This is a genomic window from Planococcus citreus, from assembly GCF_003664125.1.
Taxonomy (GTDB): Bacteria; Bacillota; Bacilli; order Bacillales_A; family Planococcaceae; genus Planococcus; species Planococcus citreus.
On record NZ_RCCP01000001.1, the window covers coordinates 1465709 to 1487931 of the forward strand.

Sequence of the window (22223 nt, forward strand, 5' to 3'; positions counted from 1 at the left end):
TTTTCCCTCCTTTTTTCATCATTTCAATGTGATTGAATCAGCATAGAACATCTCGTTCAAGCGCGGCTCAAACTCCACTCGGTCGTTGATGCCTGTAATGGCGTCAAGTTGGAATGTATAGATTTGCGGACGGTCTTCTGCAATTAATTCTTGAGCTTCTTGGAACTGCTCGATTCGTTCTTCTGCATTCATGTTTTGCTCAGCTTCTAGAAGTAATTCGTTTACTTTTTCATTATCATAATCTGTTTCACCTTCTGCACTTTCGGTTGTCAAACGCTCTAAACCAAGTGAGGCATCAAACATCGAGTTGCCATAACCAATGTAGAAAATATCTTCAAACGAACGCTCTTGGTATCTCTGGGCAAATGCACTCCATTCAAGGAATTCCAAGTTAATCGTAATACCTACTTCCGATAACATCGCAGCCATCAGTTCGGCACTTTCTCTGTCTTTCAGGTAACGGCCATTCGGCGCACTCATCGTCAATTCCACACCATCCGCATATCCCGCTTCTGCCAATAACTCTTTCGCTCTTTCAGGATCATATAAAGATTCGCCGTACAGGTCTTCATTAGCACCAGTATTTCCAGGTGTTATTCTTGTGCGGGTTACAGTGCCTGCGCCTTCAAGCAACGAATCGACCATTGCCTGTTTATCGATCGCCAAATCGATAGCCTCACGCACTTTTGGATCTCCCGTAACACTGTCTTCATCTGTTCGCAACACCATCATCATGACGCGCTGGGTCGGGGATTGAACGGCTGTCACGCCTTCAGTGGACTCAATTCGTTCCACATCGGTCGGTGGAATGTTTACCGCTACATCGACACCACCCGTCAACAGTTCAGAAACTCGGGTAGAGTCTTCCGGAATACTGCGGAAAACAACTTCTTCCCACTTCGGTTCGTCGCCAAAATAATCTTCATTGGCTTCGAGTACTAAGCGGTCATCTTTTCTCCACTCTTGCAATTTATAAGGGCCGGTCCCGACCGGTTCTTCAAGGAATACTTCCCAACCTTCCTCTTCGATATAGTCTTTTGGCAAAATGCTTGAACCTAGACGCGACAAGCGGTTCAGCAATGCGGGCTCCGGGTTTTCCGTAACAATTTCAAATGAATAATCGTCGATGACGTTCACTTCAGAGATTTGGTTATAGTTTCCGTGTTCAAGAAGTGTGTCATCATTGGCTACACGTTCCAAGGTGAACTTTACGTCTTCTGCTGTGAGGTCCTCGCCGTTATGGAATTTTACGCCTTCACGTAATTCGAATGCCCACGTCCGGTCATCTACGTTCTCCCAGCTTTCCGCCAGATCACTTTGGAAGCCCTCTTCCCCTTCATTTGTTAGCAGATAGTTGAACATATTGACATGCACTGCTTCTGTTGAAGTCGTATTGTGGTCATGAATATCAAATGTCACAATATCTGTTCCGTTGGCGATCGTCAGTGTTTTGCTGTCGCTCGTTTCTACCGGCTCTCCTGCACCCGACTCACCCGCATCTTCCGATGAACAGCCCGCTATGACAAGGCCGCACCCTAAAACTGTTGTCCATACATACTTTTTCATTCCGTTTCCCCCTTATTTAAATAGTTATTTGCAAATATGCTCAATACCGAAATGCCGTATAAAAAGGATTCTTCATCTACATTGAACTTCGTATTGTGGTTCGGATAGGCGGTGTTATCGCCGCCGTTCGTGCCGAGCTGGAAAAAGACCGAGGGCACCTGCTCCGAATAATAGGAAAAATCTTCCCCGCCCATCGAAGGCGTCGTCCGCTTAATCGAATCTTTGCCATACAAGCTTTCAATAGTGGATAACAGCTTTTCTCTGACCGCTGGATCATTTCTGTTTGAAGGCGTCACATGATGATAGTCCAAGGAACAATCGCCGCCGAAGCTTGTGGCAATGCCTTTGGCGATCATTTCGATCCGCTTCGGCATTTGTGCTCGTGTCTCAGGATTCAAAGTTCTGACTGTTCCTTTAAGTTTGACTGAATTAGGGATAATCGTCGCTTTGGTGCCCGCTTCTATTTGCCCGAAACTGATAACGACCGAATCGAGCGGATCGATTTGCCGGCTGACGATTTGTTGCAGCGAGACCAGTACCTGGCCGGAAATGGCGATGGGATCCACCGTCTTGTGCGGATGCGCTGCGTGTCCCCCTTGTCCCGTCACTTCCATTTCAAAAATATCCACCGCTGCGCAACTGTGTTCGGTTTTCGTTATCGCAAACATGCCCGTGTGTACAGTCGGGTGGACGTGCAAGCCGGCCATGACTTCCACTTGCGGATTGGTGAGTGCTCCGTCTTCGATCATCGCTTTAGCGCCTGCCCCGATCTCTTCTGCGGGCTGGAAAACCAGTTTCAAGGTGCCCCCGGTTATGCCCTTTTCCGCTAACACTTTGGCAACGCCTAATAAAATCGCTGTATGGGCATCGTGGCCGCACGTATGGGCCAGTCCATCATTGACGCTACTGTAGGGTTTATCAATTTCATCCATCATCGGCAGAGCATCCATATCTGCTCTCAACCCTACGACAGGACCGGGTTTATTGCTGCGCAATATGCCGACGACGCCGGTTTTCCCGACTTCTTCTTGCACTTCGTAGCCCCAATTTTTCAGCTTTTCAGCGACGATTGTCGCTGTCCGAGTTTCTTCAAAAGCCAGTTCCGGATGTTTCCGCAAGTCTCTTCGTATTTCTACCACTTCTTTGAATACTGATTTTATTGGATGGTGCCAGTCCGGATGGGAATGCTTCAGGTCAGAAAACGTCTGCCGCTGTTCAGTTGATGCTGTCACTATACCGCGCCCCTTTTGAGTTGATTTTTTCGCCGAACTCAAAGACTAAAGCTGCTGCCATTTTTATTCCGTCAATATAATCTTCAATATTGATGTTTTCGTTTGGTGCGTGCGTATTCGATTCAAAGTTGCCGACACCGAAAGAAGCAGAAGGAATGCCTAAAGCCTGGCACAAATCGTACATCGGACCAGTCCCCGGAGTGTTTGGGACGATATTCGGCTTTGTGGAGGAATGCTTTTCCACTACATTGAGCATGGCTTCGACAATTGCTGCATCCGGGCTCGTACGTGCTGCCCTTTCTGCACTTGTCACTTGTATGCCGATATCGGTAAATCCTTGGTCGTCCAAATGCTGGCGCAATTGCTTGAGAATCTTGTCTGGATCTTGACCAGGCACCAGCCGGAAGTCGACTTTGGCTTTCGCTTGTGACGGCAACACGGTTTTGGTTCCTTCCCCTGCATAGCCGGAATGGATGCCGCATATATTGCAGGTCGGTTCAAATATATGCTTTTCTTTCAACTCTGATCCTTCCAGGTCCAACAGAAAATTGTCGAGCGCCAATTTATTCAAAGTTTCTTCTTCATCAAAGCGGTAATGCTTCAGCATTTCTTGATCGAGCTCCGAGATAGGTGTGATGTCATCATAAAACCCTGGAATGAGCACTTTTTCATCCTGGCCTTTCAAGCTGTTCAAAGCCCAAATCAGTTTCCACGCCGGACTTTCGATGATAGCCGCTTGCGCCGAGTGTAAATCGCTGCTCGCGCCCTGTGCGCTCAGCTCCACATACAACATGCCTTTGACGCCCAGTGACACTTGCAGCGCTCCGTCGGCATCGCGGTAGCCGAATTCCCAGACATTGCCATCGGCGCGAATTTTATCAGCATATTTTCTGGCAAATGCCGGCAAATGTAAACTGCCGATTTCCTCTTCTCCTTCAAAGATAAACTTGATGGCGACCGGCAATTCTTCGCCAGCTTGTTTGATCGCATGCAATGCCGCTACACGGGCGATGAGATTGCCTTTATTATCCGCTACTCCTCTTGCGAAAATTTTGCCTTCGCGAATATCCGGTTGAAAAGCAGGTGTCTTCCAAAGTTCCACCGGGTCTTCCGGCTGAACATCGTAATGGTTGTAAAAGCTCAATATTTTATCACTTTTCCCGGGCAGTTCAGCAAACACTACCGGAAAGCCGTCCGTCTCCAATTTTTCAGGAGTTGTTTCTAGCGCTCGCTCAAATAAAGAGTCCAAATAATCTACCGCTTCTGTCATGCCTCGTTTTTGTGCAGCCACACTTGGGATTTCACAAAAATCTGTGAGCCATTTTATATACATATGCCGATTCTCTTCAATTATCTGCTCAATTTTATTTACCAAATTATCCTCCTCATCTGCATTTTAGGAAAAATGCCGTAATCTTTTTTATAACTTTACAGTGAGTAAAAAGTCGAGTCAATAGAATATTAAATATTTTCTGAATTTATTGATTTATATGTTTTTCTTATTTAGTATGGTATTTAATTAAATTTGTGAGGAGATGTTGACTTGAACGAGAATTTAAAATATTTGAGGGAAAACGAAGATTTAATCAAAACGGATTTAGTAGCATTAGTGGAGGCCCAGTCCCCTAGCCATAATAAAGAGCTGGTTGATCGCTGCGGGGATAAATTAAAGGAAATATTCCTAAAAAGATTAGGGGGCGGATGGAACTTAGAAACTATCAAAAACGAAACTGCTGGAGATCATCTGCTATTTTCCCAAGCCTCGCCTCAAGACGGGCCAAGGGTTCTGTTTCTCAGCCATTTTGATACGGTCTGGGAAGTAGATGCCATCCCATTAACGGAAAAAGAAAATAATATTCATGGACCAGGGATTTTCGATATGAAAGCAGGGCTTTTGTCTTCTATCTGGGCCACTCATTCATTAAAATCCAACTTAGAGACACTGCCTTTTTCACCGGTTTTTTTATTTACATCCGATGAAGAAGTCGGTAGCAAAACCTCGAGGAAGCTTATCGAACAAGTAGCCAAAACCTGCGATGTCGTATTAGTGATGGAGCCGCCCGTGACCGGATCAGGCGCATTGAAGACCGAAAGAAAAGGCGTCGGTAGATATACGTTAAAAGTAAAAGGGATCAGTGCCCATGCCGGAAACCACCATGAAGATGGGGTCAGTGCCATTCATGAAATAGCGCAACATATTATAAAACTGGAAAAGCTGACAAATTATGAAAAAGGAACCACTGTGAATGTTGGGACTATAAAAGGAGGTACAAGCAGCAACGTCGTGTCTGATTATGCTGAAGCTGATATCGACTTCCGTGTCACTTCCTATGAAGAAGCTGATAAAATCATCAAATCGCTCGAAAATTTAACTGCTTATCACCCTAGTGCAAAAATTTCCATTGAAGGCGAATTAAACCGGCCACCGTTAGAGAAAAACAACAATAACAGCCCCCTTTACGCTAAAGCCGTTAAAGCAGGCAAACGAGTTGGAATTGAAGTTTCCGAAGCAAAAGCTGGCGGCGGAAGTGACGGGAATTTCACATCGGCGCTTGGTATCCCTACACTTGATGGACTTGGCATACCTGGAGACGGCCCTCACGCAATCCATGAACACATCCAATTCGACCGTTTTACAGAACGTTGCGCACTTTTAGCGGAACTCTGCATCGAAATCGGGGGGAACAGCACCGAAGCGGTTCAAACAACTGATAAGAGCAGTATTTCTTGAGACTTACACTCCGGAAGATAAATCAATTGAATAAGAAAAAAACGAAATGTCCACTTTTTCAAAGCGAGGACATTTCGTTTTTTTACGATAAAAATATTATTTTATACGGGAATTCATTCACTAACGAATAAAAAAAACTGCTTGTCTTCCCGTCCTGTTTCACCGGCGAAACGATCTGTGTAGTCGAGCCATTTCGCGCGTTCTCGACGGGCTTCGATCTTATCGCCGAGCTCCGCTTCGATTTGTTGCATCATGGCGGAGACTTCCTTGAGCGAGCGGTTGTAGCGGTAAGCTGCCTGCTCGAATGGCGAATGAAGCACCAGCAAACGGCGAAACTCCTCTACTGTATCCGCTTGTTCAGCCAGCGCATCTTCCAGTTCTATGATAAAGCGGTACAGTTGCCGCTGCTCCTCACCCAGTTTTGCTACTTCGCTTTTCAGCAAATAGGCAATCATGCCGTCGTTCATTGCCCCCACTCCTCTTTCACTGTCTTACCAACTTGATTTTTTGACGCCGGGGATCTGCCCTTTATGTGCAAGGTCGCGGAATGCGATGCGGGACATGCCGAATTTGCGCATGAAGCCGCGCGGGCGTCCGGTCACTTCGCAACGGTTCTTCAAACGGGTCGGCGACGAATCTTTCGGCAGTTTCGCCAATGCTTCGTGATCGCCTTGCGCTTTCAGTTCTTTGCGGAGTTCCGCATAGCGCGCCACCATGTCACGTTGTTTTTTATCGCGTGCTACTTTTGATTTCTTGGCCATCGATAGGCTCCTCTCTATTATGCAATAATTTTTGCTAGATTACTTGGTTTCGCGGTGCAAAGTCACTTTTTTCAAGCGCGGGCAATATTTTTTCAATTCGATGCGCTCCGGGTTGTTGCGCTTGTTTTTGGTCGTCGAGTAATTGCGGTCGCCCGTTTCTGTGCAGGCCAATGTAATGTTCACTCTCATTTGTTTCTCCACTCCTATAAATCGTAATTATTACTATTTACACTATATACTCTTCCCCCGGAAAGCACAAGAATTTTTCCTGCAGCGAAAAAGGCAGCGCCGAAGCTGCCATTTCCTTATTTTTTATGCCCGCCGATCAGCTTCGTGCGGTCAATCGCCGTGCCGGCGTCTGTACCGGAAACGCCCCGGTAAATCGCGGTCGGCCCGTGCTTGCGCTTGATCGCATCCATCGCCGCGCCAAGGCGCCGCCTTTGCCATTTATCTGCTTCGAACAAGCTCAGCTGCATCGAGGTCTCGTCTTCCAGGTTGGTGATGGACAGCGAGATTTGCCGGACGGGCTGCCCGGTGTAGAATTCCCGGAACAGTTCTTTGCACATGGCGTAGATTTTCAAGGTGTCGTTGGTTGCTTCGTCGATCGAACGCGATCGCGAAAAGCCGCCGCCGAATGAGGTTTTGCTGTAGCTCATGCCGAGATGAATCGTACGCCCGGCCATGCGCGCTTCGCGTGTGCGCATCGCGACGTCTTCGCACATTTCGAGCACAATCGTCAGGATGTCTTCACGCGTTTCATAATCGCGGTAAAGAATTTGGCCTTTCCCGAAACTTTTCTGCCCTTCGATAAGCAACGACCCGAGCTCCGAATAATCGATGCCTCTCGCGTGCTGGTGCAGTTGGTGGCCCATGATGCCGAAGCGGTCCTCCAACCGTTTGACATCCGCCCTCGCCAAATCGCCGACTGTGAATATCCCCATATTGTTGAGGTTGCGCTCCATCCGGCTGCCGATGCCCCACATTTTGCTGAGCGGTGAAACCGGCCATAATTTTCTCGGCACGTCTTTCATCGTCCAATGCGCGAGCCCTTTTTTCTTGCCTTCGAGATCGAGTGCGAGCTTGGCCAGCAGCATATTCGGCCCGATGCCGACTGCGGACGGCAAGCCGAACTGGCGCATGATCGAATCCTGCATGTCGACCGCTGCTTTTTCAGGAGTTCCATACAAATGGATGATGCCTGTCAAATCGATGAAACTCTCATCGACGCTGTAGACATGGATGTCTTCTTTCGGGACATACTGGGCGAACAGGTCGGTAATGGCCATCGAGATCTCCAAATAAAACTGCATCCTTGGTTCAATGAGCAGGATATCCGGATGATCCGGAATTTCAAATAGCCGTGTGCCGGTTTTGACACCGAAGCGTTTTTTCATTTCCGGCGAGGCTGCGAGCACGACGCTGCCTTTTCGCTCCTGGTTCCCGACGATGGCGATGCACGCTTCCATCGGATCAAGGCCGCGCTCGACCGCTGAACAGCTGGCGTAAAAGCTGCGCATGTCGATACAGGCGATATAGCGGGGCTTTCCTGTTTGTTTTCTCATGACGCCACTCCCATATAGAACGTTTGTTCTTATTTTAATGGAAAAGGTAGAAAGCGGCAAGAGACAAAAGAAAGGAACTTCAAGAAAGACGGAATGTTTTGAACTAATTTGGGATAATCAGTAAACTGATAGAGCAAAGATGGAAAGAACAATTCAAGGGAGGAGTGGGATAATGGCAAGATTGGAAGGGAAAGTGGCCGTCATTACCGGAGGCGCTGGCGCTATCGGTAAAGTGACGGCGAAACGCTTTTTGGAGGAAGGGGCAAAAATCGTACTCGTCGACATTTCTGAACAAGCGCTCCAAGATACGAAGCAAGAACTCGGGGGCGGCGTGGAAATTGTCCAAGCCGATGTCTCCAAAGAAACGGACGTCAAAAACTATGTCGACAAAGCGGTCGAAGCATTCGGCAAGATCGACGTGTTCTTCAACAATGCAGGGATCGAAGGAAAAGTTGCTCCGCTCACCGCGCAGACAGTGGAAGATTTCGATCAAGTCATCGCCATCAATGTGCGTGGCGTCTTTCTCGGCATGAAACATGTGCTGTCAGTCATGTACAAGCAAGGCACCGGGAGCGTCATTAATATGTCATCGGTATCGGGCCTTAGCGGTTCACCGAACGTCAGCCCATATATCACATCAAAGCACGCGGTCGTCGGTTTGACGAAAGCCGCCGCTTACGAAAGTGCACGCCATCAAGTCCGCGTCAATTCGATCCACCCATCGCCAGTCAATTCACGCATGATGCGCTCGCTTGAGGAAGGACTCGGTACAACCGAAAAAACTTTGTCGAAAACGATTCCGCTCGGCCGCTACGCCGAATCCGAAGACATCTCCAATCTGGTGCTGTTCCTCGCTTCCGATGAAAGCACGTTCATCTCAGGCGCCCAGTACCGCGTGGATGGCGGCATGGCCGCATTATAGAAAAAGGCGGCCACCCACCATTCGGGGGTGTCCGTCTTTTTTATTCGCGGCCTGGCAACTTCAAATCTTCAACCGCGTTGTACAAAGTCTTAAATCCATCGATGCGGCATTCGACCACATCGCCGTCGCGGATGACGACTGCCCCCGGCGTTCCAGTTGAGATGATGTCTCCAGGCAATAGCGTCATCACTTCCGAATGAAACGCAATGAGATCCCGCGGCCGGAACGTCATATTTGAGACGCTGTTTTTCCGGTGGACTTCGCCGTTCTTGACGGTCGCCACCGTCAGTTCAAGCACAGCCTCCACTTCGTCAGGCGTCACGAGTTCCGGCCCGAAGCTAAAGAAAGTGTCAAAGCTCTTCGCGCGCGTCAAATAGCGCGGATTTTTCTCGAGAATGTCTTCAGCGGTCATATCGATAACCGTCGTGAAACCCGCCACCACATCGAATGCATCTTCTCTTGAGACGTTCTTACATTCGGTTCCGATAATGATGCCGAGCTCCGCTTCCGCCGTCACCCGGTTAGACTGCTTCGGCAGCTCGATTGCATCGCCCAGTCCGATAATCGTCGTATCGGGTTTCATGAAACTCGCCGGTTCGGTGTCTGGTGATACTTCCTTCAAATCGGCCGCATGCTCGGCGTAATTCAGCCCGATGCCCCAGATTTTTCGCGGATGGCGGTATAAAGGCGCGTAATCCGCTTCGGAAAACGACATGAGCGATTCTTCGAGCGCCCCTTCAGGCATGCGTTCGAATTCCTCTCTCAACCATCTCTTCAAGAGCTCGAGTTCTCCTGTTTCGATCAGCGCAAACAAATCGGTCGGCCAGTTTTCTGCCGTATGTTCGTTGAATTTGCGCAATGGCAAAAAGCCGTCCTTCATGACCAGCGCTGCTTCTTCTGTGCCGTTCCACTGGATTGTCGCGAGGCGCATGACACCTCCCCCTTTCCTTTCCCTTTATTTCGGTTTCTTCCGGCCGAAACCCTGCCGAAAGACAGAAAAACAGGCCTTCCTTTTAGAGGAAAGCCTGTTGGTTTCAATCGTTTTCTTTTAATCCATCGATATACTGCTTCGCTTCTATGAGCGAATAGCCGAATGCGACACGCGCCGCTTTCACGGCCCGGACTTCCTGACCTTCAGCGATCAAGCGCCGCAGCTCGTCATTGATCGCAGGTTCTTCCAACGTCACTTCCGCTTCCAATTGCTCTATGCGTTTTGACATATGCTTCATGCGCACCTCCAATGCCTGGATTTGCTGGCTCAGCAATACATACACCGCACCAACAGCACCTAATGACAAGCCGATTAGCCATACCCAATCCATGCCATTCTCCATTTAGCGTTCCAGCCGATCCAGAAATTTCTCGAGGCGGTCGACGGTCGTCAGTCGCGCATTGCACGCCGCTTCATCTGCACAGATGTACTGGCCGTGCTTGACGTAGCTGTCGAGATTCGCGCCTTTGGTCTTGGCCATGAATAAGCCGACCGAACTGTGTTTATGGCAAATCATGCAGACGCCCTGCTTGCGGCTCGCGCCGAATTGGCCGCTCACGGTTTGCAGGCGGCCGTTTCGTTCGGCCACCAAAAAGCGATTGGTGTTTTCCTGCCAGGACAAATACGATAAGGCGTGAAAATCCATTGCTGCGAGATTCGGCCCTTTCAGCCTTTTCGCTTTTGGAAACAAACGTTTCAAATTGTCGAGGTTGACGGTTGGAAAGGGAATCAAGTAAGGGCGCAGCCCCGACAGAAACTCTTCCGCAGCGTCAGTGTCTTTGACGGCCGTCAGCGGGCGCAATACATTCTTCTGCTCTTCCGTTAACGCCGGGAACATGGCGAATACTTTCTCATGGCTTAAATGGCGCAGCACGCTCAATACTTCAGCATCGTTCGCTGTCGCATGTGCCGTCACAAGCGCCAAGGCCTGCTCTTTAATGAAATTATATTGATGGTTGCGGATAAACGCTTCGGGCTGGCCTGAAACATTCGTCCGATCCGTCGATTCTTTGATGATAGCCATCGCTAGCCTCCTTGAAAGGTATGACTTTCCTGTGATTTTACCATATTTTGTCCGTCATCGCAGAAAAGGCACCCTGAAGCCAGGATGCCTTTCGTTAAGCTATGAAAATTCCCGTGACAGCGCCGTAAAGCAGCGCTAAACCAATGACCAATGCGGGATGCAGTTTCCATTTCTCGAGCATTAGATAGCTGGCCACCATCAGTATTGCGGTCTGGATGCCGCCGAGCGACGCTTCTGAGGTCAGGATGAAATCGAGTGTCATGACGCCGATCAATACAGCGATGACCGGCTTGACGACTTTCGAGATGTTTTTCACTTCGCGGGAATCTTTGTATTTGAAGAGAATCGCCATCAGCGCAATCATCAAAATCAACGAAGGGGCGACGGCGCCGAACAGGCCAACCACTGCCCCTAGAACGCCTCCCTCGGCATAGCCGACATAGCCCGCCATTTTTGTCGCGATCGGTCCAGGCAAAGAGTTGCCGAGCGCCAGTACTTCACTGAACTCCTGGGTATCCATCCAGCCATAGCGGTCGACCACTTCCTTCTCGACAAGCGGAATCGATGCCGGCCCGCCCCCGTAACCAAGGATGCCGGGAATGAAAAACGCCAGGAATATCTGCCAGTAAATCATGTTCTCTTCACCGTCCTTTTAATGAATGGCACGAGGACCAGAAGAATCAAGCCGGCGATGAGAAAGGCCGGGTGGATGCCGAGCACTTCGAGCAAAATGACGGAAACCACGATCAATAGAATGGCTTTGCTCCAGCCGAGCGCCTTCTCGGATTGCTGGATAAAATTCCAGGTCAGGACACCGAGCATGACGGCAACGACCGGAACGACTGCATTCGACATATTCGCAACCCACGGCACGTCTTTATAATTTTGCAGGATGCCGAGCAGGAGAATCATTAGGACGACGGTCGGGATGATAGAAGCAGCGAGTGCGATCAAGCAGCCGCGAAGCCCCGCCACACGGTAGCCAATATAACCTGCGAGCTTGGTCGCGATCGGTCCCGGCATCGTGTTCGATAAGGCGATCGTGTCGCCGTATTCTTCGTCCGTCAACCAACCGTAGCGATCCACGACATCACGCTGCATGATCGGGATGACTGCCGGACCGCCGCCGAATCCGAGCATGCCCGCCCGAAAAAAGGCCATGGTGAGATCGATCGATTTGACGCCTTGTTCTTTTACCAAACAGCAATCGCTCCGTCCGTCCGGGATTCCGTGCCTCCTGCAAGCACGCCTGTTTCGGGATTGCGCCAGATGATCTGGCCGCGTCCGAAGCTACCCGGATCTGCCATCACTTCCACTTGATGCCCTTTGCGCTGCAATTCCTGTGCCAAATAGTTCGGGAACTCAGCTTCTACAGTGACTTTTTTGCCGCCCATCCATTGCCAGCGCGGCATATCGAGTGCCGCTTGCGGATTCAACAGGTAATCGAGCGTATTTACGACCACTTGGAAATGACCCTGTGGCTGCATATAGCCGCCCATGACGCCGAACGGCCCGACCGCTTCTCCCGCTTTCGTCAAAAATCCGGGAATGATCGTATGGAATGTCCGCTTGCCGGGTTTCAAGGCATTCGGGTGGCTGTCATCAAGCGAGAAATCCGCGCCGCGGTTCTGCAAGCCGATGCCTGTTCCCGGAATGACAATCCCTGAACCGAAGCCCATATAATTGCTTTGGATATATGAAATCATATTGCCTTCTTCGTCGGCCGCTGCGAGATAGACGGTACCGCCTTTTGGCAGTTCGTATGCGACCGGGTCGATCGCTTCCGTGCCGATTTCTTTCGCACGGCTCGCTGCATAATCGTCTGACAATAAGTGTTCAGCCGTCACCGGCATATCCATTTGTTCGGTAATGAATGCCTGGCCATCTGTATAAGCCAGTTTCATCGATTCAATTTGCTGATGCAGCGTGTTGGCTTGTTGCCAAACGGGTGCGTCCAGCTGCTTAAAGATATTGAGCGCCATTTGCGCGACCATGCCTTGGCCATTCGGCGGGATTTCCCATACTTCGTGCCCTTTATAGCTCGTTGAGATTGGCTTGACCCATTCAGCTTTGTATGCGGCTAAATCTTCTTTTTTCAGGAAGCCACCATGTTCAGTCATGAAGCTGTCGATTTTCTCTGCCAGCTCCCCTTCATAAAAGGCTTTTGCATCGCTTTCGCCGATTTTACGGAGCGTGTCGGCATGGCCTGGTGATTTCCACATTTCGCCGATTTCCGGCGCGCGGCCATCTGGTGCGAAAGTTTCGAACCAGGCTTCGAATTCTTTATCGGTGAAAGTCTTCTTGAAATTGTCATATGCCTTTTTCCAGAACTTGCCGAGAATCGGCGTCAGCGGATAGCCTTCTTCCGCGTAACGTATCGCTGGCTCCAATGTTTCCGCGAGCGATAATTTGCCGAATCGTTTCGACAGCTCCGCCCATGCCGCCGGGACGCCCGGCACCGTAATTGGCACCAAGCCGTGGGTCGGCATCTTATCGTGCCCTTTCGCCTTCACCGATTCAATCGTGAGTTCCTGAGGAGATGGCCCTGATGCATTCAGGCCATGCAACTCGCCTTTCACCCAGACAAGGGCGAATGCGTCTCCCCCAATGCCATTTGAAGTCGGTTCAACGACTGTCAAGGTTGCGGCTGTCGCAATCGCTGCATCAATGGCGTTGCCGCCTTTTTTCAAGATCTCAAGCCCAGTCTGTGCGGCAAGCGGCTGTGATGTTGCGACCATGCCTTTTTTGCCGAAGACCGTATGGCGTTTCCCTGGAAAGGGATGGTTCGAATAATCCATATCATTTCCTCCTATTACTTTCATCCAGATGAATAAACTATCACCTTTCCGAATAAAGATGTCATTTTTGTATTATTCAAATTTTACAAAAATATCTTTCATAAGTAAAATTAAATATATTTAATAGTATGATTAAAAAAACTCATTGAGGTGAAATTATGGACCATAAACTAGAGATCTTCGTGACCACAGCAGAGCAAAAAAGTTTCACGCGCGCAGCCGAGCTGCTTCACATGACGCCTTCCGCTATTTCTCTGAGCATCAAGGCACTAGAGAAAAAGCTCGGCGTCCGGCTGTTCGACCGCAACAATAAATACGTCCAGTTAACAGAAGCTGGGCAAGTAAGTTACGCACAGGCCAAAGAGATTCTCCTGAAATACGATCAATTGAAAATCGCCCTGATGGAACTTGAACCGTCGGCGGCCATGCCATTGTCGATCGGGGCAGCCTATACGTTCGGCGAGTACTTTCTGCCAGGCATCATCTATGCATTCAATAAGCGTCACCCCAACATCACACCTACCGTTACGATCCATAACTCCAAGACCATCATCGAGCAAACCCATAAACAGGAACTCGACATCGGTTTTATCGTCGAAGGTGATATCGGCAATCCGGATATCGACATCGAATTATTCACGGAAGAAGAAATGGTCATCATCGCACGCCCCAACCATCCGATCATCCGCAATTCACAGGTCGATCGGCGTTTGCTTGAAGCGGAAACATGGATTATCCGCGAACCCGGCTCCGGCACGCGTGATGTCACCGATAAACTGTTCGCACAGCTTGGCATTGCGCCGAAGAAAGTGATGAGCTTCGGCAGCTCCCAGACAATCAAGGAATCGGTCGCGCTCGGCCTCGGCATTTCCTATCTATCGGAATCCACCGTCAAAAGCGAAACAAAAACCGGGTCGATCGGCGCCATTACGCTGGCCGATTTCCCGAACAAGAGCCGTTTCCATTACATCACCCATCGCGCGAGCTTCCATACACAAGCTGCCCAGCTGTTCTTGGACTTTCTCGACTCTTACGTTCTCGACGAAAAAGTATCGGTGCATACGAAAAAGGGAGTGGCGGAACTGTAAGGAGCATTTTCACTTTACTTTAATTGAACTGGGCCCCAGCTGTAAGTTTAAATAAACCGCTACATTTAAGGACCGGAAACTCCTCAAAAGCCAAGGGTTTCCGGTTTTCTTATGTTCCGATAATTATATTGCCTGAAATAGCATTTATTGGACTAAAAGAGAGAAAATAAAGACTGAAGCAGAATATTTTAGAATAATTGAAATTCTTTTTCTAAGAACCTTCAAAACCGCATGAACACTGGATTCCAAACACTCCTCATCTCTCCCAAACATAAAATCTCTCCTTTAAACCAGAAAATTTCTCCCTCAGTGAAAAATGAGTATATATTCCCAATCTAAATTGCCCTTTTCTGAAAACGCTTACTTTAAAACACCTATTTTATTCCTTTTTCATTAAAAACGAGTGATTTTTACCTCCTGAGACGCGCAAATCACTAGTCTGCATTAACAGCAATATCATTTTTTTATTAGATTAGTTTTTCTATTCTGAAAATTAGTTTGTCGAAATAGTGAAAAGCATGTATTCTCGAAAGAACAGTTTCACTCACAAAGGAGGAATTTCACAATGAAGACTACTAAAAACAGATGGTTGATCGCGTTATCCGCCATCGCGATCCAATTGTCGATCGGAGCGGCTTATGCCTACAGCGTCTATACGAAACCCATCAGCGAAACGATGGGTTGGTCTCCAACAGAAATCACTTACGCCTTCACGATCATGATGGCACTCGGCGGGATTTCCGCTGCGTTCTTCGGCGGCTTTGTCGAAAAGAACGGGCCTCGGAAATCCGCCATGGTGGCCGCTTTCTTGTTCGGTCTTGGACAAGCGGGCGCAGGCTTCGCGACACAAATCGATTCGCTCGTATTGTTCTTGCTTACATATGGATTCATGAGCGGAATGGGGCTCGGTGTCGGTTATATCGCGCCGATCTCGACACTCGTCAAATGGTTCCCTGACCGCCGCGGCCTCGCAACTGGCATGGCCGTCATGGGCTTTGGTGCCGGTGCACTCATCACCGCACCGGTTGCAGCGAGCTTGATTGCTTCTGTCGGCGTAACGACGACTTTCTATATTCTCGGGATCAGCTACTTCATCTTAATCTCACTCGGCGCTTCCTATATCGCACCGCCGCCTGAAGGGTTCATGCCTAAAGGAATGGAAGCGGACCTTGCTTCCGGCAAAAAAGTCATGAAAAAAGACTTGGCACAACTGACAGCCAGGCAGGCCGTGAAAACACGCCGCTTCTGGATGCTGTGGACTATGATGCTCATCAACGTGAGCGCCGGTATCATGATCATCTCAGTCGCTTCTCCGATGGCGCAGGAATTGGTCGGCTTGACGGCAGCCGGTGCCGCGACACTTGTCGGCATCATGGGGATTTTCAACGGCGGCGGACGCCTCGGTTGGGCCGCGATTTCCGATTATATCGGGCGCCCGACTGTGTTCATGATGTTCTTCATCATCCAGATCGTCGCTTTCGTCATGCTTCCGGGCATCACGAACGTCATCATTTTCCAAGTGTTCATCTTGCTCATCGTTTCCTGCTATGGCGGCGGCTTCTCGAACTTGCCTGCCTTCATCGGCGACATGTTCGGCACTAGACAGCTTGGCGCCATCCACGGCTATTTGCTGACGACTTGGTCTCTCGGCGGGATCATCGGGCCGGCGATCGTTTCACAAGTCTACGCTGCAACCAACAGCTATGTCCCGGTCTTCTACATCTTCATCGGATTGATCTCCGTTGCGCTCGTCTTGTCCATCTTGATCCGCATGGACATCCGCCGCGTGGAACGCAATTACGAAAAAGACGACAAGGTCCAAGCGACCCAACAAGCCGTTTCTTCTTAAAACGAATGAAAGCCCTGGAAAAGGAATTCCTTTTCCAGGGCTTTTTCTATTTCCTTCTATATTATAATTTCACAATCCTGTCAGCTGTCTCTTCCGCAAAACGCTCGAGATGAGTCGTAAATAAAATGGTTTTGCCAAGCGCCCGCTCTTCTTGCAGAATGCCCTGGAGCTTTGCGATCCACTCGACATCGAGTGCATTGGTCGGTTCATCGAGCAATAGCAGGCTCGCCGGTCCCAGTAGACATTGCGCGAGGTTCAGGCGCTGGCGCATGCCTTTTGAAAAACGGCTCACTTTCTGCCCCTTCGCTTCATAAAGCCCGACGCGGCGAAGTACACGCTCTTCTTCCGAGACAGGCAGCTTCTTGAGCCCGGCAAGCAGATGAATGACTTCGCCTGCGCGCAGTTCAGGGGGAAACTGAAGTTCATCGGGCATGAAATTGACCGTTTGATCACCGCACCAGTCGACCGTACCATAAGTCGGCGACTCTTCATTCGTCAATAGCCGCAGCAAGGTGCTTTTCCCGGCGCCGTTCGCACCGGTCAAGGCCGTGATTTCTCCTTTTTGAAGCTGCAGCTCCAGGTCGCGTATCCCTTGGCCGCCTTTATAGATTTTCGTCAATTTATCGACTTTCAGCCTCATGTTTGCCGCTCCCTCCTTTTCAAGACCATCCCCGCAACCGATAGCGGCAAGACGATCCATAATGACGTAACCGCAATGGCCGTCACAACGCCTAAAGGTTCCGTATAGAAACCGGTCAAACCGTAAAACGCCGGCCCGAGCGCATCCCCGTTTCCGGTGGCGAGAAAAAAGCAAAAGCGCACCCATTCCACAGGGTTCACATGAATGTTGAAGATAATGAACGTTTTGACGACATGACCTGCAAGGGCCGTGCCGATAGCCATCAAGGCGTATGGGATCAATAGAAGCCAGGAGGCCCAAAAGACGAGCGACAAGGCAAGCGCATGGAGCCGGTTTTTCGCGATCGATCCGAGCAATAAAGCAAGTGCCGAGAAGATGAAAATCAGTAAAAGCGACGTAACGATATAGACGCCCATCCCCGACAGCGCACCCGCGATGCCGCTAATGGCGAGCACTGCGCCCATGGACAATAGCGCGATGAGCAGAAAAGCGCCGGCCAACGCCATGTATTTGCCGGCGATATAACGGCTCATTTTCATCGGATAGGTTTTCAATAAGTGAAGCCAGCCCGATTCGGCATCGCCTGCGATGTTCATGCTGCCAATGGTCAACAGGAATAATGGCAGCAAAAACAATTGGACATTGAACATCGCTGCAGCCTGCCTGCTGAACCCGGAAGACGGCGGAATCGCCAGCTGCTGGATGGCCATGACTGCCGCAAAGACGAAAACGAATAACAGCCCGACCAGCTGCAACCAGCGGCTTCTCAGCATTTGCCGCCATTCCAGCCTCATGAATCCGCTGTTCAATGATGGTTCCCCCAATCGAATCCATAAAGGTCATCGAGCGCCAATAACTCGCCTTGCTGTCCGCCATCGAGCCATTGCTGCGCCGCATCCGTGTTTTCGAAAGCCAGTACGTGATAGCTCATCGGCGTCCATTCGCCCGGAGCGTACACATACGCCGCGCGTTCGATATTAAGCCATTCATTTGTCTGCGCGTCTTTGATGAACGCGGCGCCGAGTTCCGCTTGGTCCATCTCATTGATATGTTCAATCAGGCAGCCTAAATCGTCGAATACCAGATGATCCCCGTCCTCTTCGATCAGCTGGGCTGCGTATTCTTCATGTGTAATGCTCATATTGCAGACGGCGCAGATATCCGTCTCTGCCTCGATAGCGCGAGGAGTGAAATCCGTCTCGCCGCACCCTGACAGGATCATCACTGTTATCGCGATCAGGATCCATTTCTTCATGCCACACTCTCCTTTTTCCAAATCCAGCCACCGAACGCCAAGAGCATTGCCCCCAAAAACAGCCGCCAAAGTGACATGGGCGGATTGCCAGTCGCTTCTGAGGGCGGCTTGGCCAAAGGTTTGGAATCCATCAATACCGCACTTTCCATGCTGTTCATTTGGCGATCCATTTCATTTAACAGGACCACTGCCGGCGCTTCGATGAAATACTGATAAGCGGGTTCTCTCACCATCCATTGCCCGTAGCTCTGCAGCGCTGTGTAAGGTGTGTCGCCGTAGCCGTCTTCATCGAGGTCGAGCAAGGAGGCATCGTCGTAATAATTCCCGGCCAGCATTCCGCCAAGGGCGTCCGAACGCAATTGCACGATGTTGCCAGTGAATTCGTTACCTCTAGTGTTGTTTTCCGCTGAACGGATGAATTCCATGCCGATCTGGTTTCCGTAAAATTTGTTGTTCTCAATTTGTGAATTTTTCACTTTCTGAAGCGATAAGCCAAGGGCATTGGCGTTAATAACATTTCCGGTTACCTGGATGTTTTGCGCCTCGTAGAGCACTAACCCCGAAGCATTCGGCGAGGTGTGTTCATGGATCGTATTTTCCTGGATGCGGCTGTCTTCAGTCATCATCAGCATGACACCCGCTACATTTTCAGACAGCACATTTCCGGAAAGATCCGCTTGCCTGCTGTACATGAGGTGGACGCCGTACCGGCTATTTTCAATCCGGTTGCCGCTCGTCTGCAGATTCGTTGTTTTTTCTGCGTAGATGCCGTCCCGCATATGGCGAATGGCGCTGTCTGACACTTGAATATCTTCACTATTATAGAGCGCTACGCCGTTCCCTTTAGCTGAATAATGCCCGGCTGGACCTTCCACTAAAAGCTCACGAAAGGTCAGTGTTTTGGAATCATGCACTTCCACTGCCTGCTCCGCCTCGCTGACCTCGATTTCCTCGATAGTGATATTTTCACTACTTTTGATCAGCACAGCCGTGTCGCCTTGTTCGATATCGACATTCCGCATCTGCACGTCTTGTGTATTTTCAATAGAAATCGCTGGGCTTTCGCCGTCTACGCGAAAGATCGTGCCGGGCGATCCGATAATCCTCAACGGTTTTGTGATGCTGACCTCTTCATGGTAGACAACGGGTTCGAGCACCAGTTCCGACCCATCCGGTAATGCATCGATCGTTTGTTGCAAACTCTCCGCATAGCCAATTCCCGGCCATAGCAAGAACAGCATCCACAGCAGAACGATCCGTTTCATGTGACCTCACCCCAGTGCAGTGATGAATGCCCAGGCTTATTCTTCTCCATCTTTCATGCCGTCCCCGTCATGGCTATGCCCTTGCTCCATATGTTCTGATGATTCGCCGTGGCCATGGCCATCCCCCATTTTTTCCATGCGCATTTCGTGCCGCTCATAAGACATCGCATCGAGGGCGGCCAGATCCGACCGTTCTGCGTCTCCTTGTTCTTGAATGAACGCATCCGCTGCGGAGGATTCCGAGAAGAACGCAAAACCGTAGTTCATCGGGGTCTTCAAGCCGCTTTTGACGATGACCGCCTCTTCAAGCGGAATCCATTCGAGTGAATTGTAATCGCGGACGAATTTGTCCATTTCCTCCCCATCGACACGCTCCTGGTTGAGCATGCAGCCGGCATCATCGAAGAATGCATTCGAGCCGTCCGCTTTGATGCCTTGTGCCGTGAAAGCGCCGAGTTCATGGGTCGCAATATAGACCGTCATCTGGCAATATTCGCATACCGTGTCTTCATCCGGTTCTGCCAGTTGCGGATGAGCCAGTGTTTTCGTTTCTTCTATTGTGTTGGTGGTTTGTGGCTGCGTTGGCGATGCCTGCGCCTCTCCGGTTGTTTCTTCACTTCCGCACGCACCGAGCATGAGCACGGCTGCGAGGATTAATGCTGTTAGATAAAATGATTTCATTTGAATATGCCTCCTTTTTCAATGGTTTCAGCATAGGGGCCAGTTGTGAAATAAGTTTGAAATCCTGGTGACTGATTGATGGCTAACAATCAAAAAAAGCTCCCTGCAGCATGCAGGGAGCCTAGGATATCGTTAGTTGTTTCAAGCGAAGAACGGGTTGCCGCGCTGGCCGATCCATAAGTCGCTTTGTTCGACCTGGTTCGCCAATTGGAGCAAGCGATGCTCTTCTCCTTTTTGCGCCATCACTTGGACGCCGATCGGCAAGTTCGCCTCGGTCACATGAAGTGGCAAGGACATCGCCGGCTGGCCGGTTAAATTCGCCAGCTGCGTAAACGGCGTATAGCTGAGGCTCGGCAAGAACATCGCATAGATGAGTTCTTGCTGATCGGTAGTATCACGCGCCATGTCGAGTGCTTGCAATAAGCGCGTACGCGATTCTTTAGAATGGCTCAATTCGCCGATTTCTGGGGCAGGGTGCGCTGTCGCGGGAGTAATGTAGAAATCAAAATGCGCGTGCATTTCTGCCATTTTCGCAGCGGCCGCGTCCCATGCAGCGAGGCTCGCTGAATAATCGGCGGCCGAAACCCGTTTGCCAGCAGTCGCCAACAGCCAGGACTCGATTTCCATATCGTCTTCCGTCAAACGGCGGCCGAATGTTTTCTCGAGGTTTTTCTGAAGCAGCGCCATTTCCCCGCTGTTCATCAAATAATATTCACGCATCAATTGGATGCCGTCGATATCAGGGGCTTGTTCTTCAACTCTGTGCCCTTGTCCTTCAAGCCAGCGCATCGTCTTCAGCACGGCTTGTTTCGCATCTTCCGACACTAGCGTGCCGACAGGCGATTCCAGCGAGAACGCGATATTCAGGGGTTTATCAAACTTCCGGTCCAGCTGTTCCGTATATTTCCCTGGAAATAGCGGCGTTTGAAACGCAGCTTCCGGTTGGATGATCTGCAATTCGTCCAGTAGCGCAGCGCTGTCCCGTACCGTCCGGCTTAGCGCAAAGTCGATCGATGCCCCTTGCCATTGCCGTCCGGCTCCCGGTCCCACAGGCGTTCTGCCGCGCGTCGGCTTGAGCCCAAATAATCCGGTAAACGAAGCTGGGATGCGAATCGAGCCGCCCCCGTCGCTCGCACCGGCGAAGGGCACGATGCCAGATGCGACAGCGGCCGCCGCCCCGCCGCTTGAGCCGCCTGGTGAATGATCCGTATTCCACGGATTGTGCGTCGGGCCGAACAGCTCCGGTTCTGAAATATTTTTCAAGCCGAATTCCGGCGTATTCGTGTGCCCGATCGGGATAAGCCCGGCCGCTTTCAAGCGCGCGACGAAATGAGAATCGCGTTCCGGGCGAAAGTCTGCCAGCAATTTCGATCCCGCACTCAAGCGCTGTCCCGCGAGTGCCTGGGAGATGTTCTTCAAGGCAACCGGCACACCACCGAGAATGCCGCTTCCTCCATTCTCCGCATCCAGCAAGGCCTGCTCGTGGCGCTCCGCTGTGAAAGCATGAAGTTTCGGCTCCACTTCATCCAGACGCTGAAAGCTCAGTTCCACCAATTCCTTTGGGCTGACTTCCCCTTTTTTCACCAGTTCCGCAAGCGCTGTCGCATCGAGCGACAAGTATGTTTTCATATCCATTCCGTATGCCCCCGTTTCCATTAGATCAGTCCCATTGTTGCTCATTCTCAAGTGTAGCATTTCCTGAGACTGGCAAATAGCCAAGGGTTCGATGAGACTTTGGGAAGCTTTCGAACTAAGCGCTTCCATTTGTTATCTAAAATATAACGAAAATGGACACATTTAAAACAAGTTTTCCCCTAAAACCGTTGACTTTAATACATGGCTGGCTATACTAGTAAAT

23 protein-coding genes are annotated in these 22223 nt (G+C 50.2%); 4 read left to right on the forward strand and 19 right to left on the reverse strand.

Annotated features, from left to right (window positions below; translation table 11 throughout):
• Positions 1-18: 18 nt before the first annotated feature.
• The 3 genes from DFR62_RS07235 to DFR62_RS07245 are packed head-to-tail and all read right to left on the reverse strand — an operon-like array spanning position 19 to position 4173.
• Complete coding sequence (locus DFR62_RS07235; RefSeq protein WP_121299139.1) at positions 19-1566, reverse strand: ABC transporter substrate-binding protein; 1548 nt, start codon at positions 1564-1566, stop codon at positions 19-21.
• Positions 1563-2798 (reverse strand): M20 metallopeptidase family protein, encoded by a 1236-nt coding sequence (locus tag DFR62_RS07240; RefSeq protein ID WP_121299141.1) that lies wholly within the window; start codon positions 2796-2798, stop codon positions 1563-1565. The genes DFR62_RS07235 and DFR62_RS07240 overlap by 4 nt, the downstream gene beginning before the upstream one ends.
• Positions 2782-4173, reverse strand: a complete 1392-nt coding sequence (locus DFR62_RS07245) for a M20/M25/M40 family metallo-hydrolase (protein ID WP_121299143.1) — start codon at positions 4171-4173, stop codon at positions 2782-2784. Before DFR62_RS07245 ends, DFR62_RS07240 begins: the two co-directional genes overlap by 17 nt.
• A gap of 168 nt (positions 4174-4341) precedes the next feature.
• Between DFR62_RS07245 and DFR62_RS07250 the strand changes: the two genes are divergently transcribed.
• On the forward strand, positions 4342-5529 hold the full coding sequence (locus DFR62_RS07250; RefSeq protein WP_121299145.1) for a M20 family metallopeptidase: 1188 nt from the start codon (positions 4342-4344) through the stop codon (positions 5527-5529).
• A gap of 113 nt (positions 5530-5642) precedes the next feature.
• On the opposite strand, the gene DFR62_RS07255 is transcribed toward DFR62_RS07250, so the two are convergent.
• The 4 genes from DFR62_RS07255 to DFR62_RS07270 all read right to left on the reverse strand — a co-directional run bounded on the left by DFR62_RS07255 (position 5643) and on the right by DFR62_RS07270 (position 7852).
• Positions 5643-5996 carry a hypothetical protein gene (locus DFR62_RS07255; RefSeq protein WP_121299147.1) on the reverse strand — a complete coding sequence of 118 codons (354 nt, stop codon included), beginning with the start codon at positions 5994-5996 and terminating at the stop codon, positions 5643-5645.
• A 24-nt stretch (positions 5997-6020) separates the two neighbouring features.
• The gene (rpsN, locus tag DFR62_RS07260) at positions 6021-6290 is read right to left on the reverse strand and encodes a 30S ribosomal protein S14 (protein WP_058382434.1); all 270 of its coding nucleotides are present in this window, start codon (positions 6288-6290) and stop codon (positions 6021-6023) included.
• A 39-nt stretch (positions 6291-6329) separates the two neighbouring features.
• Entirely contained in the window at positions 6330-6479 is a 150-nt protein-coding gene (gene rpmG, locus DFR62_RS07265; RefSeq protein WP_058382433.1) for a 50S ribosomal protein L33, read from the reverse strand.
• A gap of 116 nt (positions 6480-6595) precedes the next feature.
• Complete coding sequence (locus DFR62_RS07270; RefSeq protein WP_121299150.1) at positions 6596-7852, reverse strand: Y-family DNA polymerase; 1257 nt, start codon at positions 7850-7852, stop codon at positions 6596-6598.
• A 172-nt stretch (positions 7853-8024) separates the two neighbouring features.
• Between DFR62_RS07270 and DFR62_RS07275 the strand changes: the two genes are divergently transcribed.
• A complete protein-coding gene (locus tag DFR62_RS07275) occupies positions 8025-8774 on the forward strand; it encodes an SDR family NAD(P)-dependent oxidoreductase (protein WP_121299152.1) in 750 nt (249 codons plus the stop codon).
• 40 nt (positions 8775-8814) lie between these two features.
• Here the strand turns inward: DFR62_RS07275 and DFR62_RS07280 are convergent, their stop codons facing one another.
• The 6 genes from DFR62_RS07280 to DFR62_RS07305 all read right to left on the reverse strand — a co-directional run bounded on the left by DFR62_RS07280 (position 8815) and on the right by DFR62_RS07305 (position 13587).
• Positions 8815-9705: a fumarylacetoacetate hydrolase family protein gene (locus DFR62_RS07280; protein WP_121299154.1), complete on the reverse strand. Its 891-nt coding sequence runs from the start codon at positions 9703-9705 to the stop codon at positions 8815-8817.
• Between the two features lie 103 nt (positions 9706-9808).
• The gene (locus DFR62_RS07285; protein WP_121299156.1) at positions 9809-10096 is read right to left on the reverse strand and encodes a hypothetical protein; all 288 of its coding nucleotides are present in this window, start codon (positions 10094-10096) and stop codon (positions 9809-9811) included.
• Between the two features lie 12 nt (positions 10097-10108).
• Positions 10109-10789, reverse strand: a complete 681-nt coding sequence (locus tag DFR62_RS07290) for a FusB/FusC family EF-G-binding protein (RefSeq protein ID WP_121299158.1) — start codon at positions 10787-10789, stop codon at positions 10109-10111.
• 94 nt (positions 10790-10883) lie between these two features.
• Entirely contained in the window at positions 10884-11423 is a 540-nt protein-coding gene (locus tag DFR62_RS07295; RefSeq protein WP_121299160.1) for a chromate transporter, read from the reverse strand.
• Positions 11420-11950, reverse strand: coding sequence for a chromate transporter (locus tag DFR62_RS07300; protein WP_121299577.1), 531 nt, complete (start codon positions 11948-11950; stop codon positions 11420-11422). The genes DFR62_RS07295 and DFR62_RS07300 overlap by 4 nt, the downstream gene beginning before the upstream one ends.
• Before the next feature lie 32 nt (positions 11951-11982).
• The gene (locus tag DFR62_RS07305) at positions 11983-13587 is read right to left on the reverse strand and encodes a gamma-glutamyltransferase family protein (protein WP_121299162.1); all 1605 of its coding nucleotides are present in this window, start codon (positions 13585-13587) and stop codon (positions 11983-11985) included.
• Positions 13588-13745: 158 nt separating this feature from the next.
• Here DFR62_RS07305 and DFR62_RS07310 point away from each other — a divergent pair, with 158 nt between their 5' ends.
• Positions 13746-14675 (forward strand): LysR family transcriptional regulator, encoded by a 930-nt coding sequence (locus DFR62_RS07310; protein WP_121299164.1) that lies wholly within the window; start codon positions 13746-13748, stop codon positions 14673-14675.
• A 565-nt stretch (positions 14676-15240) separates the two neighbouring features.
• Positions 15241-16524 (forward strand): L-lactate MFS transporter, encoded by a 1284-nt coding sequence (locus DFR62_RS07315; RefSeq protein WP_121299166.1) that lies wholly within the window; start codon positions 15241-15243, stop codon positions 16522-16524.
• A gap of 61 nt (positions 16525-16585) precedes the next feature.
• Here DFR62_RS07315 and DFR62_RS07320 read toward each other — a convergent pair whose 3' ends face one another.
• The 6 genes from DFR62_RS07320 to DFR62_RS07345 form a co-directional block, all read right to left on the reverse strand.
• Positions 16586-17164, reverse strand: a complete 579-nt coding sequence (locus DFR62_RS07320; protein WP_158290792.1) for an ATP-binding cassette domain-containing protein — start codon at positions 17162-17164, stop codon at positions 16586-16588.
• Positions 17161-17973, reverse strand: coding sequence for an ABC transporter permease (locus DFR62_RS07325; RefSeq protein WP_241663077.1), 813 nt, complete (start codon positions 17971-17973; stop codon positions 17161-17163). Before DFR62_RS07325 ends, DFR62_RS07320 begins: the two co-directional genes overlap by 4 nt.
• Positions 17970-18419 carry a nitrous oxide reductase accessory protein NosL gene (locus tag DFR62_RS07330; protein ID WP_121299170.1) on the reverse strand — a complete coding sequence of 150 codons (450 nt, stop codon included), beginning with the start codon at positions 18417-18419 and terminating at the stop codon, positions 17970-17972. The genes DFR62_RS07325 and DFR62_RS07330 overlap by 4 nt, the downstream gene beginning before the upstream one ends.
• Complete coding sequence (locus tag DFR62_RS07335; protein WP_121299172.1) at positions 18416-19684, reverse strand: right-handed parallel beta-helix repeat-containing protein; 1269 nt, start codon at positions 19682-19684, stop codon at positions 18416-18418. Before DFR62_RS07335 ends, DFR62_RS07330 begins: the two co-directional genes overlap by 4 nt.
• A gap of 36 nt (positions 19685-19720) precedes the next feature.
• Positions 19721-20365, reverse strand: coding sequence for a nitrous oxide reductase accessory protein NosL (locus tag DFR62_RS07340; protein ID WP_121299174.1), 645 nt, complete (start codon positions 20363-20365; stop codon positions 19721-19723).
• Positions 20366-20506: 141 nt separating this feature from the next.
• A complete protein-coding gene (locus DFR62_RS07345) occupies positions 20507-22000 on the reverse strand; it encodes an amidase (protein ID WP_121299176.1) in 1494 nt (497 codons plus the stop codon).
• Between the last annotated feature and the right edge of the window lie 223 nt (positions 22001-22223).

What these genes read in the sequence shown, in the direction of transcription:
- DFR62_RS07285 (WP_121299156.1), bottom strand. Translation starts at nt 10,096, where the DNA reads ATGGATTGGGTATGGCTAATCGGCTTGTCATTAGGTGCTGTTGGTGCG.
- DFR62_RS07235 (WP_121299139.1), bottom strand. Translation starts at nt 1,566, where the DNA reads ATGAAAAAGTATGTATGGACAACAGTTTTAGGGTGCGGCCTTGTCATA.
- DFR62_RS07275 (WP_121299152.1), top strand. Translation starts at nt 8,025, where the DNA reads ATGGCAAGATTGGAAGGGAAAGTGGCCGTCATTACCGGAGGCGCTGGC.
- DFR62_RS07255 (WP_121299147.1), bottom strand. Translation starts at nt 5,996, where the DNA reads ATGAACGACGGCATGATTGCCTATTTGCTGAAAAGCGAAGTAGCAAAA.
- DFR62_RS07340 (WP_121299174.1), bottom strand. Translation starts at nt 20,365, where the DNA reads ATGAAATCATTTTATCTAACAGCATTAATCCTCGCAGCCGTGCTCATG.
- DFR62_RS07270 (WP_121299150.1), bottom strand. Translation starts at nt 7,852, where the DNA reads ATGAGAAAACAAACAGGAAAGCCCCGCTATATCGCCTGTATCGACATG.
- DFR62_RS07300 (WP_121299577.1), bottom strand. Translation starts at nt 11,950, where the DNA reads ATGGCCTTTTTTCGGGCGGGCATGCTCGGATTCGGCGGCGGTCCGGCA.
- DFR62_RS07330 (WP_121299170.1), bottom strand. Translation starts at nt 18,419, where the DNA reads ATGAAGAAATGGATCCTGATCGCGATAACAGTGATGATCCTGTCAGGG.
- DFR62_RS07345 (WP_121299176.1), bottom strand. Translation starts at nt 22,000, where the DNA reads ATGGATATGAAAACATACTTGTCGCTCGATGCGACAGCGCTTGCGGAA.
- DFR62_RS07280 (WP_121299154.1), bottom strand. Translation starts at nt 9,705, where the DNA reads ATGCGCCTCGCGACAATCCAGTGGAACGGCACAGAAGAAGCAGCGCTG.
- DFR62_RS07290 (WP_121299158.1), bottom strand. Translation starts at nt 10,789, where the DNA reads ATGGCTATCATCAAAGAATCGACGGATCGGACGAATGTTTCAGGCCAG.
- DFR62_RS07320 (WP_158290792.1), bottom strand. Translation starts at nt 17,164, where the DNA reads ATGAGGCTGAAAGTCGATAAATTGACGAAAATCTATAAAGGCGGCCAA.
- DFR62_RS07295 (WP_121299160.1), bottom strand. Translation starts at nt 11,423, where the DNA reads ATGATTTACTGGCAGATATTCCTGGCGTTTTTCATTCCCGGCATCCTT.
- DFR62_RS07315 (WP_121299166.1), top strand. Translation starts at nt 15,241, where the DNA reads ATGAAGACTACTAAAAACAGATGGTTGATCGCGTTATCCGCCATCGCG.
- rpmG (WP_058382433.1), bottom strand. Translation starts at nt 6,479, where the DNA reads ATGAGAGTGAACATTACATTGGCCTGCACAGAAACGGGCGACCGCAAT.
- DFR62_RS07335 (WP_121299172.1), bottom strand. Translation starts at nt 19,684, where the DNA reads ATGAAACGGATCGTTCTGCTGTGGATGCTGTTCTTGCTATGGCCGGGA.
- DFR62_RS07305 (WP_121299162.1), bottom strand. Translation starts at nt 13,587, where the DNA reads ATGGATTATTCGAACCATCCCTTTCCAGGGAAACGCCATACGGTCTTC.
- DFR62_RS07310 (WP_121299164.1), top strand. Translation starts at nt 13,746, where the DNA reads ATGGACCATAAACTAGAGATCTTCGTGACCACAGCAGAGCAAAAAAGT.
- rpsN (WP_058382434.1), bottom strand. Translation starts at nt 6,290, where the DNA reads ATGGCCAAGAAATCAAAAGTAGCACGCGATAAAAAACAACGTGACATG.